The following is a 14061-nucleotide window of genomic DNA, read 5'->3' on the forward strand; positions in this document are numbered from 1 at the left end:
GAATCCAGCTGGTTCAGGCACAGGATGTGTTCGAAGGCGACGGTCTGCCCGTCCGGCCCCCTGAGCGGACCTGCGGCGTGGACCTGACCGCGCATCCGTCCCGCCGCGCGGTCGAGGGTGCGGACATTCTTGCCCTCGTCCCAGAGACGGCCGGAGGTCATGACCACCGGATTGCGCCCGGCGGGAGCAACGAGAGAGGGCGCCGAGCGGCCGTTGCGCACCGCCTGCGGCAGCACGCCGTATAGGGCGGCGGTTTCCTGCATGAAGGAATAGCTGGGCGCGATCAGCCGGTCGCAGCCGGCGTAACCGCGGCCCAGCAGGTCGGTGCGCCAGCGGAAGCCGTCGGGCATCGGCTCCTCGCCCTTCACCGTGCTCCACCAGCTGGCGAGACAGGAGTGGCAGGCCCCGACCACGGGCGTGAAGAAACGGCCGTCGGCCGCGAGAGCCGGCGAGTTCAGATGCACGAGATCCGCGCCTCGCTCAACCGCCAGTCTGGCCACGTCGCGCGCCGTGCGGGCGACGGCCTCCGGGTCTTCCGCGGTCCAGTCCAGCGGCAGGTCGGTCTCGACCACCGAGAGCCCGACGACGCGTTCTGCGGCCCGGCGCTGGCCGGGCTGCGGCGACGGACCGAGCACGGCCAGGGTGACGGCGACCCCGCGCGCCAGCAGGCCGGCGGCGAGATCCAGCGCATAGGTCCACACGCCGCCGACGGCGTCCGTGGTCATCAGCACATGGCGCGGCCGGGACGCCGTCATGCCGCGACCGTCTGCGGCGTATTGACGAGGTGGCCCTCGGACCGCAGCCAGCGGGCGAGATCGGCCACGCCCTCACGCCATGCGATCGGCGGCGGCAGGTCGAGGGCGGCGCGGGCGGCGGAGGCGTCGGCGACGAAGTAGCGCTGGTCGCCGGCTCGCCAGTCCTCGAACCTCACATCGGCGCGCCGGCCGATCAGCCCTTCGATCTGGGCGATCAACTGGCGCAGGCTCACGGCGTTGGCCGGACCGCCGCCGAGGTTGAAGGTGCGGCCGCTGACCCGGTCCATCCGCTCGAGCGCGGCGACGTAGGCTCCGACCGCGTCGTGAACATGGAGGATGTCGCGCACCTGCTTGCCGTCCCCGAACAGGGTGATGGGCTCGTCGTTGAGGGCCCGGATCAGGAAGTGGGCCACCCAGCCCTGATCTTCGGTTCCCATCTGGCGCGGACCGTAGATGCAGCTCATCCGCATGACGCAGGCCGGCACGCCGAAGCTGCGGGCGTAGTCGAGCACATACTGGTCCGCCGCGCCCTTGGAGCAGCCGTACGGCGTGTGGAAGTCGAGGGGCCGTCGCTCATCCACGCCCGCCGCGCGCAGGGCCGGATCGGCCGGCGCCCACGCGTCGTCGACCAGTTCGAGCGCTACGTCCGCGAGATCGCCATAGACCTTGTTGGTGCTGGCGAAGATGACGGGGACGCGCCGCTCGCGCGCCGCTTCCAACAGGTTCAGCGTGCCGGCGAGATTGATGTCGAAATCCTCGCGCGGGTCCGAGAGGCTGGTGGTGACGGCGACCTGGGCGGCGAAGTGGAACACGGCGTCTGCGTCGGCCACAGCGGCCGTGACGCCGGCCGCGTCGCGCACGTCGGTCTGCAGGTTGCGGATGCGGCCGCGGTGACGCAGCAGCAGCCATTTCAGGTTCCGCTCGACCCCCGGGCGGGCCAGGGTATCCATCAGGACGACCTGGTGGCCGGCTCCCGCCAGCCGGTCGGCGAGGTTGCTGCCGATGAAGCCGGCGCCTCCGGTGATCAGGATGCGGCTCATGCGACCAGGCCCCTCATTTCGAGTTCGCGGCGGGCCTCCACGACGCGGTCCTCGGCCTCCTGCCGCGCCACCCATTCGGCCAGCTCCTCCAGACCGGCGGAGAAATCGGCGCGGGCTTCGTAGCCGAGCACCTCGCGCGCCTTCGTCAGGTCCGGGATGTTGTGGCGGATGTCGCCGGCGCGGGCCTGCTGGGTGATCTGCGGCGCGAGGTCGGCGCGACCCATCGAGGCGGCCTGCAGGCGCGCGACCTCCTCGACGGTCCGGTCCTCGCCGGAACCGATGTTGAACACCTGACCGTCGGCCTCAGGCTTGTCCAGCGCCAGCAGGAAGGCCTGGGCCACATCGGAGACGTGCACGAAGTCGCGACGCTGCTGGCCGTCCTCGAACACCATCGGCGCCTGGCCGTTGGCGATGCGCGAGGCGAAGATGGCGAGGACGCCCGTATAGGGGTTGGAGAGCGCCTGCCCTGGGCCGTAGATGTTCCAGAGCCGCAGGGCGCAGCTCTCCATTCCATACTGCGCCGTCAGCGTCAGGGTCAGCCGCTCCTGGACGTATTTGTTGATGGCGTAGACGCTCTTCAGCGCCGGCTGTTTGGTCTCCGGCGTCGGGACGGGGATCAGCGGCCGGCCCCGGGCGTCCAGCGGATCCCAGCTGCCGTCCGGGTTGCGTGGGCCGCGCACCACGTCCTGCATCAGCTCGCCGTCGGCGGTCCGGTAGAGACCCTCGCCGTAGATGCTCATCGACGAGGCGACGACGACCCGCTGCACCGGCTGATCGATCAATTGCTGAAACAGCACAGCCGTCCCGTAGTCGTTGACCGAGGTGTACCGGTCGATGGCGTACATGCTCTGGCCGACGCCGACCTCGGCCGCGAGATGGATGACCTTGTCGACACCGGACAAGGCGGCGAGCACGGCGGTCTCGTCGCGGATGTCGCCGACCATCAGCTCGACGTCGGGATCGAGTTCGGCCGGTCGGGTGACCGTCGGGTGGACCTGCTCGATCAGGCTGTCGAGCGCGCGGACCCGGTGACCGCGTTCGAGTAGGGCGCGCGCCACATGGCGCCCAACGAAGCCGGCTCCGCCGGTGATCAGGATGGTGTCGCCCATCAGCCCTGCTCCGGCTGCGGAATGGCGTCGCGGCGGGCATGGCGGGGGGACGTGGGCATCGCGGCTCTCCGGTACAGGTTCGTGCCAGCAACATCTTCTTCTACTGGTTAGTTCCCGCGATGGTTATGTCGGATACACGACATTAGAAATGATGTGCTTGTGAATGCAGAGAAAACCTCAGCGTAGGCGTTAGCTGTGCAGTAGTGAGTGCCTAGCGTTGCTGTTGATCAGGCGGAACCATAAGCTTTGTAGATGCTTCTCCCCCCGTCCGGCTTGCATGGGGCGGCCGGACCCGGGAGATGCCCATGGGTCGGAAAAAGGTGCGCATCGGCGTCGTCGGAGTCGGCAACTGCGCCTCCTCGTTCGTGCAGGGTCTCAGCCACTACGCCGGGGCGGCGGGCAACGAGCCGCCACCCGGGCTGATGAACGTCGAGCTCGGCGGCTACCACGTCGGAGACATGGAGATCGCATCGGCCTTCGATGTCCACGCCGGGAAGGTCGGCCGCGACGTGGCCCAGGCGATCTTCAGCGGCCCCAACAACACCATCCGCTTCGCCACCCCGGCGCCGACCGGCGTCCGGGTCATGCGCGGGCCGACGCTTGACGGCATCGGCCAGTATATGACCGGCGACATCGAGGAGTCCGACGAGCCGCCGGTCGACGTCGCCGACGCACTGCGCGAGAGCGGCGCGGACGTGCTCGTCTCGTATCTGCCGGTCGGATCGCAGCGCGCGACGGAGTACTACGCCGAGGCGGCGCTGAAGGCCGGCTGCGCCTTCGTGAACTGCATCCCGGTGTTCATCGCCTCGGACCCGAACTGGGCCGCCCGCTTCCGCCAGCGCGGGCTGCCGGTCGTGGGCGACGACATCAAGAGTCAGGTCGGGGCGACCATCGTCCACCGGGTGCTGGCCAATCTGATGCGCGAGCGTGGCGTGCGCATCGACCGAATGTACCAGCTCAATTTCGGCGGCAACTCCGACTTCAAGAACATGCTCGAGCGGGAGCGGCTGACGTCGAAGAAAATCTCCAAGACCCGGTCGGTGACCAGCCAGCTCGACGTGCCCCTGCCGGCCGACGACGTGCACGTGGGGCCCAGTGACTTCGTGCCGTGGCTGACCGACCGGAAGTGGGCCCACATCCGCCTGGAGGGCACCACCTTCGGCGACGTGCCCCTGAACATCGAACTGAAGCTCGAGGTCTGGGACAGCCCAAACAGCGCGGGGGTGGTCATCGACGCCGTGCGCTGCGCCAAGCTGGCGATGGACCGCGGCGTGGCCGGCCCGCTTATCGGTCCGTCCAGCTGGTTCATGAAGTCGCCGCCGGAACAGTTCACCGACGAGGAGGCGCGGCTGCGCACGCTCGACTTCATCGAGGGCATGGACCAGTGCGCGCCTCGCCTGGCGTCGTGACGACGACCGTCTTCCTGGTGAGGCACGGGGTTCACGATCAGCTGCAGGGGCGGCTGTGCGGCCGGAGCTCCGGAGTGCTGATGGGCGCAGCCGGTCTGGCCCAGGCGGAGGCGGCGGGACGGCGGCTCGCCCGCGAAGGTGTCGAGGTCGTGCTCACCAGTCCGCTGGAGCGGACCCGACAGACGGCGGAACGGATCGCGCGGGCGTGCGGCGTTCCGCTCCAGGACGAGGAGGCCCTGATGGAGATCGATTTCGGGGACTGGAACGGCCGCAACTTCGACAGTCTGCAGGGCGAGCCGCTGTGGCGGACCTGGAACAGCGAGCGCGACACCGCGCGTCCTCCGTCGGGGGAGTCGATGGCGGAGGTGCAGGCGCGGCTCACTGAATGGCTGGAACGACTGACGCGCTCCGGCGCCGCCGCGGTCGCGGCGGTCAGTCATGCCGACGTGATCAAGGCCGCCGTCGGTCTGGCGACTGGTCTGTCGATGCGCTTCCACGGCCGGTTCGAGATCAGCCCCGGATCGGTCACCACGCTCGTCGCCGGCGACGGGTTACTGAAGCTTCACGCGCTGAACGAGGTCCCCCATGGCTGACCTGAATTCGGAACAGATCCGCGCCCGCGTCGCCGAACTCGGCGACTGGTTCCACAACATGGATCTGAAGGGCGTGCGGACCGCCCCGAACCACTTCCTCTACGACTACCCCGCCAACAAGTTCGCCCGTTTCGCGCATGCCATCCCGGCCGACATGACCGGCAAGAGCGTGCTCGATATCGGCTGCAACGCCGGCTTCTACTCGATCGAGATGAAGCGCCGCGGGGCCGGCCGCGTGCTCGGCGTCGACTTCGATGATCGCTATCTGGCCCAGGCCCGCTTCGCCGCCGAGGTGGAGGAGGCCGACATCGAGTTCCGAAAGCTGTCGGTCTACGACCTGGCGGCGCTGAAGGAGCGGTTCGACCTCGTGATCTTCATGGGGGTGCTCTACCACCTGCGCCATCCGCTGCTGGCGCTGGACCTGATCCACGAGCACGTCGCCGACGATCTGCTGCTGTTCCAGTCGATGCAGCGCGGCTCGGCCGAGATCTTTCCCGTCGCCGCCGACTACGACTTCAACGACCAGGCCCACTTCAATGAGCCGGGCTATCCGAAGCTGCACTTCATCGAGCACCGCTACGCCCACGATCCGACCAACTGGTGGGCGCCGAACGCGGCCTGCAGCGAGGCCATGCTGCGCAGCGCCGGCTTCGAGATTCTGGAGCACCCCGAGGAGGAGGTCTTCCTGTGCCGCCGCGGCCCGCCGCCGAAACTCGGGGCGGCCTATCCGGCGCGCCCCCCGAGCAACGGCCATGACAGGAGCGGAGACAAGGCGTGATCGAAGCCGTCAAGATCTGGAACGAACCCAACAACAAGTCGCACTGGGACCCGCTGCTGGACCCGGAGTGGGACCTGTTCGCCGAGATGACCAAACTGACGGGTCAGGCGATCCGGGCGGAAAATCCCGACCTCACCCGCGTGCTCGGCGGGATGTCGCCGATCGATCCGTTCTTCCTGCAACGGCTGGAGGGCAAGGGCGTGATGGACCACGTCGACGTGGTCGCGGTGCACGGTTTTCCGCTGGACTGGAACCTGTGGCCGATCGACGCCTGGCCGGAGAAGGTCGCTGAGATCCGCGCCGTCACCGACAAGCCCGTGTGGGTCACCGAGGTGGGCGTGTCCTCGTTCGGTTCGGAGGAGGTGCAGGCCTGGGGGGTGAAGAAGACCGCCGGCCTGCTGATCGGCCAGGCCCCCCGCATCCACTGGTACAGCCTTTATGACCTGCCCCGCACCTGGGAGGCGACGACCCGGCACAAGGAGGCCGAGGGCTCGTCCTACTACCGGCATTTCCACATGGGGCTGCTGCGCGAGGACGGCTCCCCCAAGCCGGCGGTGGAGGCCTATGCGCCCTACGCGTCGCAGATGGGTCTGTGCCAGTGGTTCCATTTCGAGGACCACAGGCTGGACGACGCAGTGGCCTGGTTCCGCCGGCTGGGCGTGCGCCATGTGCGGACAGGGCTGTCGTGGGCCGACCGCTTCCGCGAGGGCGCGCTCGACTGGTTCGACCGCCAGATGGAGGCGCTGGCCGAATTCGAGACCACCGTCACCTTCTGCTTCACGCCCGAGCACCGGGGCATCGAGCCGCACCACACCAGCCCGCCGCAGGTGGCGGAGGAGTTCGCGGAGTTCTGCGCCGAGATGGTCGCCCGTTATGCGCCGCGCCGGGCCGCGCCCGTTCAGGACCGGATCGTTTCAAGGGAGGTGGCATGAAGATCGGCGTCATCGGCACGGGCTATGTCGGCCTCGTCACCGGAACCTGTCTGGCGGAGCTCGGCCACGAGGTGATCTGCGTCGACGCCCTGCCCCGGAAGATCGAGCTGCTGAACAACGGCGGCTGCCCGATCTACGAGCCGGGCCTGAGCGACCTGATCCGGAAACAGCGGCAGGCGGGGCGGCTGACCTTTTCCACGGACATCGGAGGGATGGCGCCGGACCGGGACGCAATCTTCATCGCCGTCGGCACGCCGCCCCGACCGGACGGGGAGGCCGACCTCAGCTTCCTGCGCGCGGCGGTGTCCGATCTGGCGCCGCACCTCGCCGGCTTCACCGCGGTAGTCACCAAGTCCACCGTGCCGGTCGGAACCGGCGACGGGATTGAGGCGCAACTGGCCGAGCAGAGGCCGGACGCCGATGTCGCGGTGGTGTCCAATCCGGAGTTCCTGCGCGAGGGCTCGGCCATCGGCGACTTCATGAAGCCGGACCGGATCGTGGTCGGAACCGACGACCTCCGGGCCCGCGAACTCATGCAGCAAATCTATGCTCCGTTGACGGACGCCGGCGCGCCGCTGGTGATGACCGACCGGCGCACCTCGGAACTGATCAAATACGCGGCCAACGCTTTCCTGGCGGTCAAGATCAGCTACATCAACGAGATCGCCGACCTGTGCGAGGAGCTCGGCGCCGATGCGGTCCGCGTCGCCGAGGGCATGGGCCTGGACCCCCGCATCGGGCGGCGGTTCCTCGATCCCGGCCCCGGCTTCGGCGGCTCGTGCTTCCCTAAGGACACCGACGCCCTGCTGAGCACCGGCCGGGCAGCGGGCGTGCCCCTGCGGGTGGTCACGGCGGCGTCGGAGGCGAACCGGGACCGCAAGCGGCTGCTCGCCGCCCGGGTCGCGGCGGTCGCGGGAGACCTGGCGGGACAGACCGTCGCGGTGCTGGGCCTGACCTTCAAGGCGGGCACTGACGACATGCGCGAGGCGGCCTCACTGGAACTGATCCCGGAGCTGCAGCGGCGCGGGGCGACGGTCCGCGCCTTCGATCCGAAGGGCATGGAGGCGGCGCGCGACCTGCTGCCCGGTATCGTCCTCTGCCGCGATGCCTACGACGCGGCGAAAGGCGCGACGGCGGTGGTCGTCCTGACAGAGTGGCCGGCCTTCCGCACCCTCGACCTGCAGCGGCTGGCTGGCGTCGTCGGGATCCCCCTGCTGATCGACATGCGCAATCTGTTCGATCCGGACGAGGTGAGCCGCGCGGGCTTCGACTATGTCTCGATCGGCCGCCCGGCCGCGGCCGCGAGAGACCGGTCACCGGCGGTGCGGCTGGGCGCCGCGCGCTCGACCAGCGCCGCCGCCTGACTCCAGCCGGTCGAACAGCGCGCCCAACGGGCCGCGCGACCAGGCCAGCGCCTGGTAGAGAGCGAGCATGGCCCCGGCCCAGCGCAGGTAGACGGCGGGTATTCCGGTCCGGCGCGCCAGTCGGAACAGCGGGTGACTCCAGCGGCTGATCTGGAAGCGCAACGCATAGACCGCGCGCCGTCGCGCGGGCACGCCGACCCTCTCCGGCGCCGTCCGCTTGCGCGGTCGCAGCTTGCCGGGCCGGGGCCAGCTCAGCCGCCACGCCAGACCTTCACGGCGATGACGGAATCCCGCCGCCTGCGTCCGGTGGATGAAATCGGCGTCGACGGACTCGAGCCGCAGCCGGCGCTCCGCGATGGCCTCGCGCAGCATGACGTCGAGATCCGGCGCGCGCGCCACCACGACATTCGTCCCGCGCCCATCCGACGAATATGGCTCCACCCAGGCGTCGCCGAACGAGATGTCCGCCGTCTCCGCCACGACGTCGTCGCACCAGTCGCAGGCGGGGTTCTGGAAGAAGCCCGCGCCCCAGTCTCCGTCGGCGAAATTCCACCAGTCGCGGCGCCGCTCCCCGCCGTCCTTCAGCACGAACTGGGCGGTGTAGACGTTCGCCGGCCGGCCCGGATCCTTGAGCCGGTAATCCATCCGCGCCACGTCTTCCATGCGGACGCCGGTCTGCCAGGCGAAGCTCTCGGCCATGCGCAGGCTCTTCATGTGGCCGCAGAACAGGCCGAGGGTGAAGACGATTCGCTCGCGCAGCACCGGGTCGGTCGCTCGCAGCAGGTGCACCGCCTTGATGAAGCAGGGCACGCCAATGACGGCGTAGCGGCCGGGCGTACCGCGGATGGTTTCGATCACGCCCGACAGTTCGACCGGGTGGTAGCGGGACTTGGCGGCGGCACCCAGTTCATCCAGCGATCGCGAAACGCGATAGCCGAACAGCGGGTCGTCGGCGCCGTCGCGCGGCAGGCCGCCGACATGGGCGACGGCGTCGACCCGGCCCGTCCGCAGCAGCTCCGCCGCCGTCCAGTTGGCCATGCCGCCCGAACTGCCGGCGGCGCGGAACCCGCCCTCCTCGACATGGCCGACCCAGGCCGAGACGAAACGTCCGATGCGCGGATCGTCCAGCGGCGCCTCCGGATAGCGGGCGAGGGCGATATCGTCCTCATCAACCGCCGCCGGGGAGAAGGGGCAGAGCGCCGAGAAGCCGGCCGTGCGCGCCCGGCGCCAGTCCGCCGGGCCGGAGGGCTTCAGATGCCCGTGCACGTCCATGACCATCGACGACCGTCCGGTTCGATCCGCCCCGACGCAGGCGCCGCAACCGATACACAGCCCTGACCGGACGATGTCTTCGGGGCTGCAGGATTGCCCGCGCCGGACCGGCGTCTCAGGCGAGCGCAAGGTCAAGGTAGGCCTCCGAGCGCCGCCGCAACTGGTCCAGGCGATCCTCGACCCGGGGCCCGAGCGGTTCGTCCAGCGCCGCCGCCACGGCCCAGTCGGGTGAGTCCGGGTTCACCAGCCGACGCTCCGCTCCCACTCTCGACGTGAGGTCCCGGACCTTGTTGAGCCGGTAGTCGGTCAGGGCGCTGACGAATGGCCGGGCGTTGACCAGGGCGAAGACGCAGCCGTGGAAGAAGTTGGTGATCACCGCCCGGGCCGAAGCCATGGCGCGGGTGAAGTCCTCGGGTCCGGCGGTGATCCACTGCTCGTCGGCCCAGTCGTTGTGATAGCCGAGGCTGACCAGCCGGACGCCGCGCGCCTCGGCCCAGCGGCGGATGGCCGCCTTGAACCACCCGGCGAACGAGTGGCCGTAGACGATGGCCCGGTCCGGTCGCGGCTCGGCCTCCGGCCTGTGCGACAGGTCGGAGAACTGCAGGCAGGGATCGAGCACCACTTCCGGCTTGCTTCCGAGGCTGGCCTCCACCAGGCGCCGCGAGTTGTCGTCGCGCACGGCGATGGCCGAGAAGGCGGCCAGCCGCCGGGCCCAGTCCGGATGCACGCCGTCCGCCGCGTCGTGATTTCCGAAGCTGGCGGCGTAGGCGACGAGGCGGCCGGCCTCGAGGCCATCGCCGAAGAACAGGGGGCGGGCCGCGTACCAGGGGTGGCGGAAATTCCACACCTCGTCGCTGCCCACCACGACCGCATCGAGCCCGGCGGGGAGGCGGGGCGCTTCGAGGTCGAAGGCCTCCGACAGCGGCAGGCTCTCGAACGCCTCGAAGAATTTGCGGGTCTTCTCCACGTACAGCGGAACGTCCTCCGGCTGCGTCGGCGTCGGCAGCACCGGCTGCAGGGCGCACCGCCATTCCGCCCGATCGATCCGCCGCGAGCGGTGGTCGAGCAGGACGGCTTCATGGCCGCGTCGACGCAGGCCTTCCGCCAGGCATCGCGCCTGCCAGTAGGAGCCGTAGTTGATGCAGCGGTGGAAGGTGAGGACGCCGATCCGCCGTGGCGCCGCCTCCCCGCCGGTCAATGCCGGCTCGCGGCTTCGCGATCGGCCGTCTGGCGCAGCATGGCCTCCGCGTCCACATCCGGGTTCGACGTCTTGTCGCCGCCGGGGGCGAAGCTGGACTCCTCCGGGGCATGCGTCGCGGTCTGCGCCATCGCCCCCCGCATCGAAGGACCGCTGCGACCGCGCCCCAGGTCCGTGGCCGACGGCGTATCCGGATCGAAGTCGTCCGTCATGCCCTCGCCGCCGCCGCTGGTCGTTTCAGCGCCGGAGGCGCTGACCGCACCCTCGCCCTCTACCTTGTTCCGCTCGTGATGGCCGGTCTTGCCGATGTTGTTGACGCCTGTCCGTACCATGGCTCAGCGCGCCTCGCGCAGATGGTCCGACAGTATTTCGTTCATCTCGAACATCGAGACCCGGTCCTTGTGGAAGACGGCCTTGAGCTTGTCGTCGGCCCGGATCTCCTGTCCGTCCTGCAGGTCGTTCTTTTTGATGTAGTCCCAGAGGCCGCTGACCACGTCGGCGCGGCCCATCGGCCCGTCGCCGACGACGTCGGACAGTTCGTCCGAGAGAGTCAGCGGGCGGTGCAGGCCGTCGTTCTCCTCGCCGGCCCCGGGTCCTTCCTTCTGTGCCATGTCGTATCTCCTTCGGTGGTTGGGGGGTGAGGTTCAATGGCGCGGCGCGTCGGAGCCGGGCAGGCTGGAAACCGCCTCGCGGCAGGCGCGCTCGCAATCGCGGCAGGCCGCGGCGCAGATGCGGCAGTGCTCATGCATTTCGGCGTGCCGCTCGCACTCGGCGGCGCACCGGCCGCAGGCCAGCTCGCAGGCCCGAAGTTGCGCCTCGATCACCGGCACGTCGCCGCCCGAGCGGCGGGTGGCGATCAGGCCGCTGGTCAGGCAGACATCGGCGCAGTCCATGTTGAGCCGGATGCACTGGACCAGTTCGGAGATGGTTTCCTCGCCGAGACAGGCGTCGGCGCAGGAGGCGCAGACCTGGGCGCAGTCGAAACAGGTCTCGGCGCAGCGGGCGAGGGCGGTGTTCACCTCGCCCCGGACGTGAGGGTGGGCGGCGATCATCTGTTGGGCGTGCATGCGGCGGCTCCCGATCGAGGTTCGCGGAACCAACCGGCGCGAGCCGCGGAAGTTCGAAGCGAAGCCGCAAAATATCGGCCGACCCGATCACGTCTCCGGATCGCGCCCGGGCTCGCGGTCGTCTTCATGGCCGGCGCGCCTGCCGCCCGCCTCGGTCTCGTGCTCAATCCGGCCGCTCTCGACCTCGGTACGGGAAAAGACCTCCTCCTGACCGGACTCGAGAAGCTCGTCCTCAGGGCCGCCGAGGCCGCCGACGACGAGTCCCGATGGGGTGGAGGCGGGAGAACTGCCGGTCTTTCGGTCCATGCCGGGCCAACGGCGCAGCGGTTCCCGGGTTCCGCGGCGAACAGCCCGGGGGAATGTCAGGCAGTGGACACAGGACCCAAAGGCGGGATGGGGCGTTTTCGGCCACAGTTCGTGAGGAGAGCCGCCGATGCAGGCCGTACCCGAGACCCAGACGCCCGCGTCGACGGGTGGAAATTCGATCCTCGCATTGACGGCCGGAGCCGCGGACGAGCGTGACGTGATGCGGCTGGCGGAGATCTTCGCCGTCACGCCGGAAGCCGCGCGGCTGGCGGTGGCCCGGGTGGGGACCGACTTCCGGGACCTGCAGCGCGAGCTCGGAGGCCGCCGCTGATGGCGACGCGCAACACGACCGACAAGGGTCGGCCAGTCCATCAAAATGCCGGGCTGGGCCAGCAGAGGGTCGGGGAAGCGGGCGCGGCGCCCGACCAGAAATCTCCCCGGCCCTCTTCCGCCGGCGGCCCCGGATCGGGTTCGGGCGACGACGCGAACACCAACGCCGAGAGCGAACGCCGGTCCTGACGGCCGCCCCACGGGCCTGAAAACCGGAACCCCTGCGCACGCCGCCGGTTCATCCCTGTGGTGAAGCTGGGCGAGGGAACGGCCATGGCGAGGATCGAGCGCGGTGTGGGCCCCGGCGGGTGGGCGGTGCGGATGCTCGCGGTCCTGCTGATCCTGGTCGGCGCGGTGCTGACGATCGGCGGCGGCTGGCTGATCTCCCTCGGCGGATCGTTCTACTATCTGCTGGCCGGACTGGGGCTGATCGCCTCGGGCGTCCTGCTGTGGCGGCTCAATCGGCTCGGCGCCTGGATCTACATCGGCGTCTTCTTGCTGACTGTCCTCTGGGCGCTGTGGGAGGTCGGGCTGAACGGATGGGCCCTGGTCCCGCGGATCGTCGCCCCCGCGGTGCTGCTGCTCCTCGTCATCGCCTCCTTTCCGGCGCTCGAAGGGAGAAGGGGCGGCAGGCTGGCGCTCGGCGGCGTCGCCGCCTTCGTGATCGGCGCGCTGATCTTCGGCTTGGTGGTGGCGCAGGCCAACCGGCCGATGCGGCCAGCGGCCGTGCAGAGCATCGCCGTCGCGGCGATGTCGGAGCCGTCGGTGCACCGGGTCGGCGCCGACTGGCCGGCCTGGGGCGGGACCTACAGCGCCCGGCGCTTCTCGCCGCTCACCCAGATCAACCGCGAGAACGTCGGCCGGCTCGAGCGGGCCTGGACCTTCCGCACCGGCGACACCCCGGAGGAGAAATGGGGGGCCGAGACGACCCCGCTCAAGGTCGGCGACACGGTCTATCTGTGCACGGCGCGCAACATCCTGATCGCGCTCGACGCCCGCACCGGACGGCAGCGCTGGCGCTATGATCCGAAGGTTTCCGACGACTGGATCCCCTACACCGCCGCCTGCCGTGGCGTGGCGTATTTCGACACCGCCGCCGCCGTCCCGCGGCCGCCCGGCGCGCCCGCCGCCCCCGGGCCGGTCGGACCCGCCGTGCAGCCGCGGCCGGTTCCGATCCCCGCCATCGCCCCGGTCGCCTGCGCCACCCGCATCATCGAGGGCACGCTGGACGGCCGGCTGATCGCGGTCGACGCCCGCACGGGCCGCCCCTGCGCCGGGTTCGGCGTCAACGGCGCGGTCGACATCAAGGTCGGCATGGGCGACGTCATCCCCGGCATGGTCTCCATCACTTCGGCCCCGACCATCGTGCGCGGCGTGGTCGTCACCGGCCATCAGGTGCTGGACGGCCAGTACAACGAGGCGCCCTCCGGCGTGATCCAGGGCTTCGACGCCATCACCGGCGAACTGCGCTGGGCCTGGGACATGGCCCGCCCGGACCTGACCGGCCGTCCCGCCGCGGGCGACACCTACACCCGCGGCACGCCCAACATGTGGACCACCGCCTCGGGCGACGAGCAGCTGGGACTGGTCTATCTGCCCATGGGCAACTCCGCCGCCGACTATTACAGCGCCGACCGTTCCGAGGCGGAGAACCGCTACGCCACCGCGCTGATGGCGCTGGATGTCACGACGGGACGCCCGGTTTGGTCGTTCCAGACGGTGCACAAGGACGTCTGGGACTACGACCTCGGCTCGCAGGCGACGCTGATCGACTATCCGACGGCCGCGGGCGCGGTCCCGGCGCTGGTGCTGCCCAGCAAGCAGGGCGATATCTACATCCTCGACCGCCGCACCGGGCGCGCCCTGACGCCGGTGCAGGAGCGGCGCGTGCCGCAGGGCGGCGTCGAG

At 70.0% G+C, this 14061-nt stretch carries 16 protein-coding genes; 7 read left to right on the plus strand and 9 right to left on the minus strand.

The genetic code is table 11. The features are described 5' to 3' along the window. From VEC04_RS00750 to VEC04_RS00760, 3 genes are all read right to left on the minus strand, one after another. The coding region (locus VEC04_RS00750) for a glycosyltransferase family 4 protein (protein WP_324772835.1) at window positions 1–755 on the minus strand (755 nt) is incomplete at its 3' end. After that, on the minus strand, window positions 752–1795 hold the full coding sequence (locus VEC04_RS00755; protein ID WP_324772837.1) for an SDR family NAD(P)-dependent oxidoreductase: 1044 nt from the start codon (window positions 1793–1795) through the stop codon (window positions 752–754). The genes VEC04_RS00750 and VEC04_RS00755, both read right to left, overlap by 4 nt. Beyond that, window positions 1792–2904 carry an NAD-dependent epimerase/dehydratase family protein gene (locus VEC04_RS00760; RefSeq protein ID WP_324772839.1) on the minus strand — a complete coding sequence of 371 codons (1113 nt, stop codon included), beginning with the start codon at window positions 2902–2904 and terminating at the stop codon, window positions 1792–1794. The genes VEC04_RS00755 and VEC04_RS00760 overlap by 4 nt, the downstream gene beginning before the upstream one ends. Window positions 2905–3209: 305 nt before the next feature. Here VEC04_RS00760 and VEC04_RS00765 point away from each other — a divergent pair, with 305 nt between their 5' ends. The 5 genes from VEC04_RS00765 to VEC04_RS00785 are packed head-to-tail and all read left to right on the plus strand — an operon-like array spanning window position 3210 to window position 7980. Next, on the plus strand, window positions 3210–4313 hold the full coding sequence (locus VEC04_RS00765; protein ID WP_324772841.1) for an inositol-3-phosphate synthase: 1104 nt from the start codon (window positions 3210–3212) through the stop codon (window positions 4311–4313). Continuing rightward, window positions 4310–4906 carry a histidine phosphatase family protein gene (locus VEC04_RS00770; protein ID WP_324772843.1) on the plus strand — a complete coding sequence of 199 codons (597 nt, stop codon included), beginning with the start codon at window positions 4310–4312 and terminating at the stop codon, window positions 4904–4906. Before VEC04_RS00765 ends, VEC04_RS00770 begins: the two co-directional genes overlap by 4 nt. Further along, complete coding sequence (locus VEC04_RS00775) at window positions 4899–5684, plus strand: TIGR04290 family methyltransferase (protein ID WP_324772845.1); 786 nt, start codon at window positions 4899–4901, stop codon at window positions 5682–5684. Before VEC04_RS00770 ends, VEC04_RS00775 begins: the two co-directional genes overlap by 8 nt. Then, window positions 5681–6616 carry a beta-xylosidase gene (locus tag VEC04_RS00780; protein ID WP_324772847.1) on the plus strand — a complete coding sequence of 312 codons (936 nt, stop codon included), beginning with the start codon at window positions 5681–5683 and terminating at the stop codon, window positions 6614–6616. The genes VEC04_RS00775 and VEC04_RS00780 overlap by 4 nt, the downstream gene beginning before the upstream one ends. Beyond that, window positions 6613–7980: a UDP-glucose/GDP-mannose dehydrogenase family protein gene (locus tag VEC04_RS00785; RefSeq protein ID WP_324772849.1), complete on the plus strand. Its 1368-nt coding sequence runs from the start codon at window positions 6613–6615 to the stop codon at window positions 7978–7980. Before VEC04_RS00780 ends, VEC04_RS00785 begins: the two co-directional genes overlap by 4 nt. Here the strand turns inward: VEC04_RS00785 and VEC04_RS00790 are convergent. The 6 genes from VEC04_RS00790 to VEC04_RS00815 form a co-directional block, all read right to left on the minus strand. Then, window positions 7930–9258, minus strand: coding sequence for a Coenzyme F420 hydrogenase/dehydrogenase, beta subunit C-terminal domain (locus tag VEC04_RS00790; protein WP_324772851.1), 1329 nt, complete (start codon window positions 9256–9258; stop codon window positions 7930–7932). The two genes, VEC04_RS00785 and VEC04_RS00790, sit on opposite strands and share 51 nt — an antisense overlap. 109 nt (window positions 9259–9367) lie before the next feature. Further along, entirely contained in the window at window positions 9368–10450 is a 1083-nt protein-coding gene (locus VEC04_RS00795; protein ID WP_324772853.1) for a polysaccharide pyruvyl transferase family protein, read from the minus strand. Then, window positions 10447–10782, minus strand: a complete 336-nt coding sequence (locus VEC04_RS00800; protein WP_324772855.1) for a hypothetical protein — start codon at window positions 10780–10782, stop codon at window positions 10447–10449. The genes VEC04_RS00795 and VEC04_RS00800 overlap by 4 nt, the downstream gene beginning before the upstream one ends. Before the next feature lie 3 nt (window positions 10783–10785). Then, a complete protein-coding gene (locus VEC04_RS00805; RefSeq protein ID WP_324772857.1) occupies window positions 10786–11061 on the minus strand; it encodes an SWIB/MDM2 domain-containing protein in 276 nt (91 codons plus the stop codon). 33 nt (window positions 11062–11094) lie between these two features. After that, window positions 11095–11517 (minus strand): four-helix bundle copper-binding protein, encoded by a 423-nt coding sequence (locus VEC04_RS00810; protein WP_324772859.1) that lies wholly within the window; start codon window positions 11515–11517, stop codon window positions 11095–11097. An 87-nt stretch (window positions 11518–11604) separates the two neighbouring features. After that, complete coding sequence (locus VEC04_RS00815) at window positions 11605–11823, minus strand: hypothetical protein (protein ID WP_324772861.1); 219 nt, start codon at window positions 11821–11823, stop codon at window positions 11605–11607. Window positions 11824–11950: 127 nt separating this feature from the next. Here VEC04_RS00815 and VEC04_RS00820 point away from each other — a divergent pair, with 127 nt between their 5' ends. Both VEC04_RS00820 and VEC04_RS00825 read left to right on the plus strand, forming a co-directional pair. Beyond that, window positions 11951–12154 (plus strand): hypothetical protein, encoded by a 204-nt coding sequence (locus tag VEC04_RS00820; RefSeq protein ID WP_324772863.1) that lies wholly within the window; start codon window positions 11951–11953, stop codon window positions 12152–12154. Between the two features lie 272 nt (window positions 12155–12426). Further along, on the plus strand, window positions 12427–14061 hold a 1635-nt coding region (locus VEC04_RS00825; protein WP_324772865.1), incomplete at its 3' end, for a PQQ-binding-like beta-propeller repeat protein.

The organism is Brevundimonas sp. (assembly GCF_035626535.1).
Taxonomy (GTDB): domain Bacteria; phylum Pseudomonadota; class Alphaproteobacteria; order Caulobacterales; family Caulobacteraceae; genus Brevundimonas.

What these genes read in the sequence shown, in the direction of transcription:
- VEC04_RS00755 (WP_324772837.1), bottom strand. Translation starts at nt 1,795, where the DNA reads ATGAGCCGCATCCTGATCACCGGAGGCGCCGGCTTCATCGGCAGCAAC.
- VEC04_RS00760 (WP_324772839.1), bottom strand. Translation starts at nt 2,904, where the DNA reads ATGGGCGACACCATCCTGATCACCGGCGGAGCCGGCTTCGTTGGGCGC.
- VEC04_RS00765 (WP_324772841.1), top strand. Translation starts at nt 3,210, where the DNA reads ATGGGTCGGAAAAAGGTGCGCATCGGCGTCGTCGGAGTCGGCAACTGC.
- VEC04_RS00775 (WP_324772845.1), top strand. Translation starts at nt 4,899, where the DNA reads ATGGCTGACCTGAATTCGGAACAGATCCGCGCCCGCGTCGCCGAACTC.
- VEC04_RS00785 (WP_324772849.1), top strand. Translation starts at nt 6,613, where the DNA reads ATGAAGATCGGCGTCATCGGCACGGGCTATGTCGGCCTCGTCACCGGA.
- VEC04_RS00790 (WP_324772851.1), bottom strand. Translation starts at nt 9,258, where the DNA reads ATGGTCATGGACGTGCACGGGCATCTGAAGCCCTCCGGCCCGGCGGAC.
- VEC04_RS00800 (WP_324772855.1), bottom strand. Translation starts at nt 10,782, where the DNA reads ATGGTACGGACAGGCGTCAACAACATCGGCAAGACCGGCCATCACGAG.
- VEC04_RS00805 (WP_324772857.1), bottom strand. Translation starts at nt 11,061, where the DNA reads ATGGCACAGAAGGAAGGACCCGGGGCCGGCGAGGAGAACGACGGCCTG.
- VEC04_RS00810 (WP_324772859.1), bottom strand. Translation starts at nt 11,517, where the DNA reads ATGCACGCCCAACAGATGATCGCCGCCCACCCTCACGTCCGGGGCGAG.
- VEC04_RS00815 (WP_324772861.1), bottom strand. Translation starts at nt 11,823, where the DNA reads ATGGACCGAAAGACCGGCAGTTCTCCCGCCTCCACCCCATCGGGACTC.
- VEC04_RS00820 (WP_324772863.1), top strand. Translation starts at nt 11,951, where the DNA reads ATGCAGGCCGTACCCGAGACCCAGACGCCCGCGTCGACGGGTGGAAAT.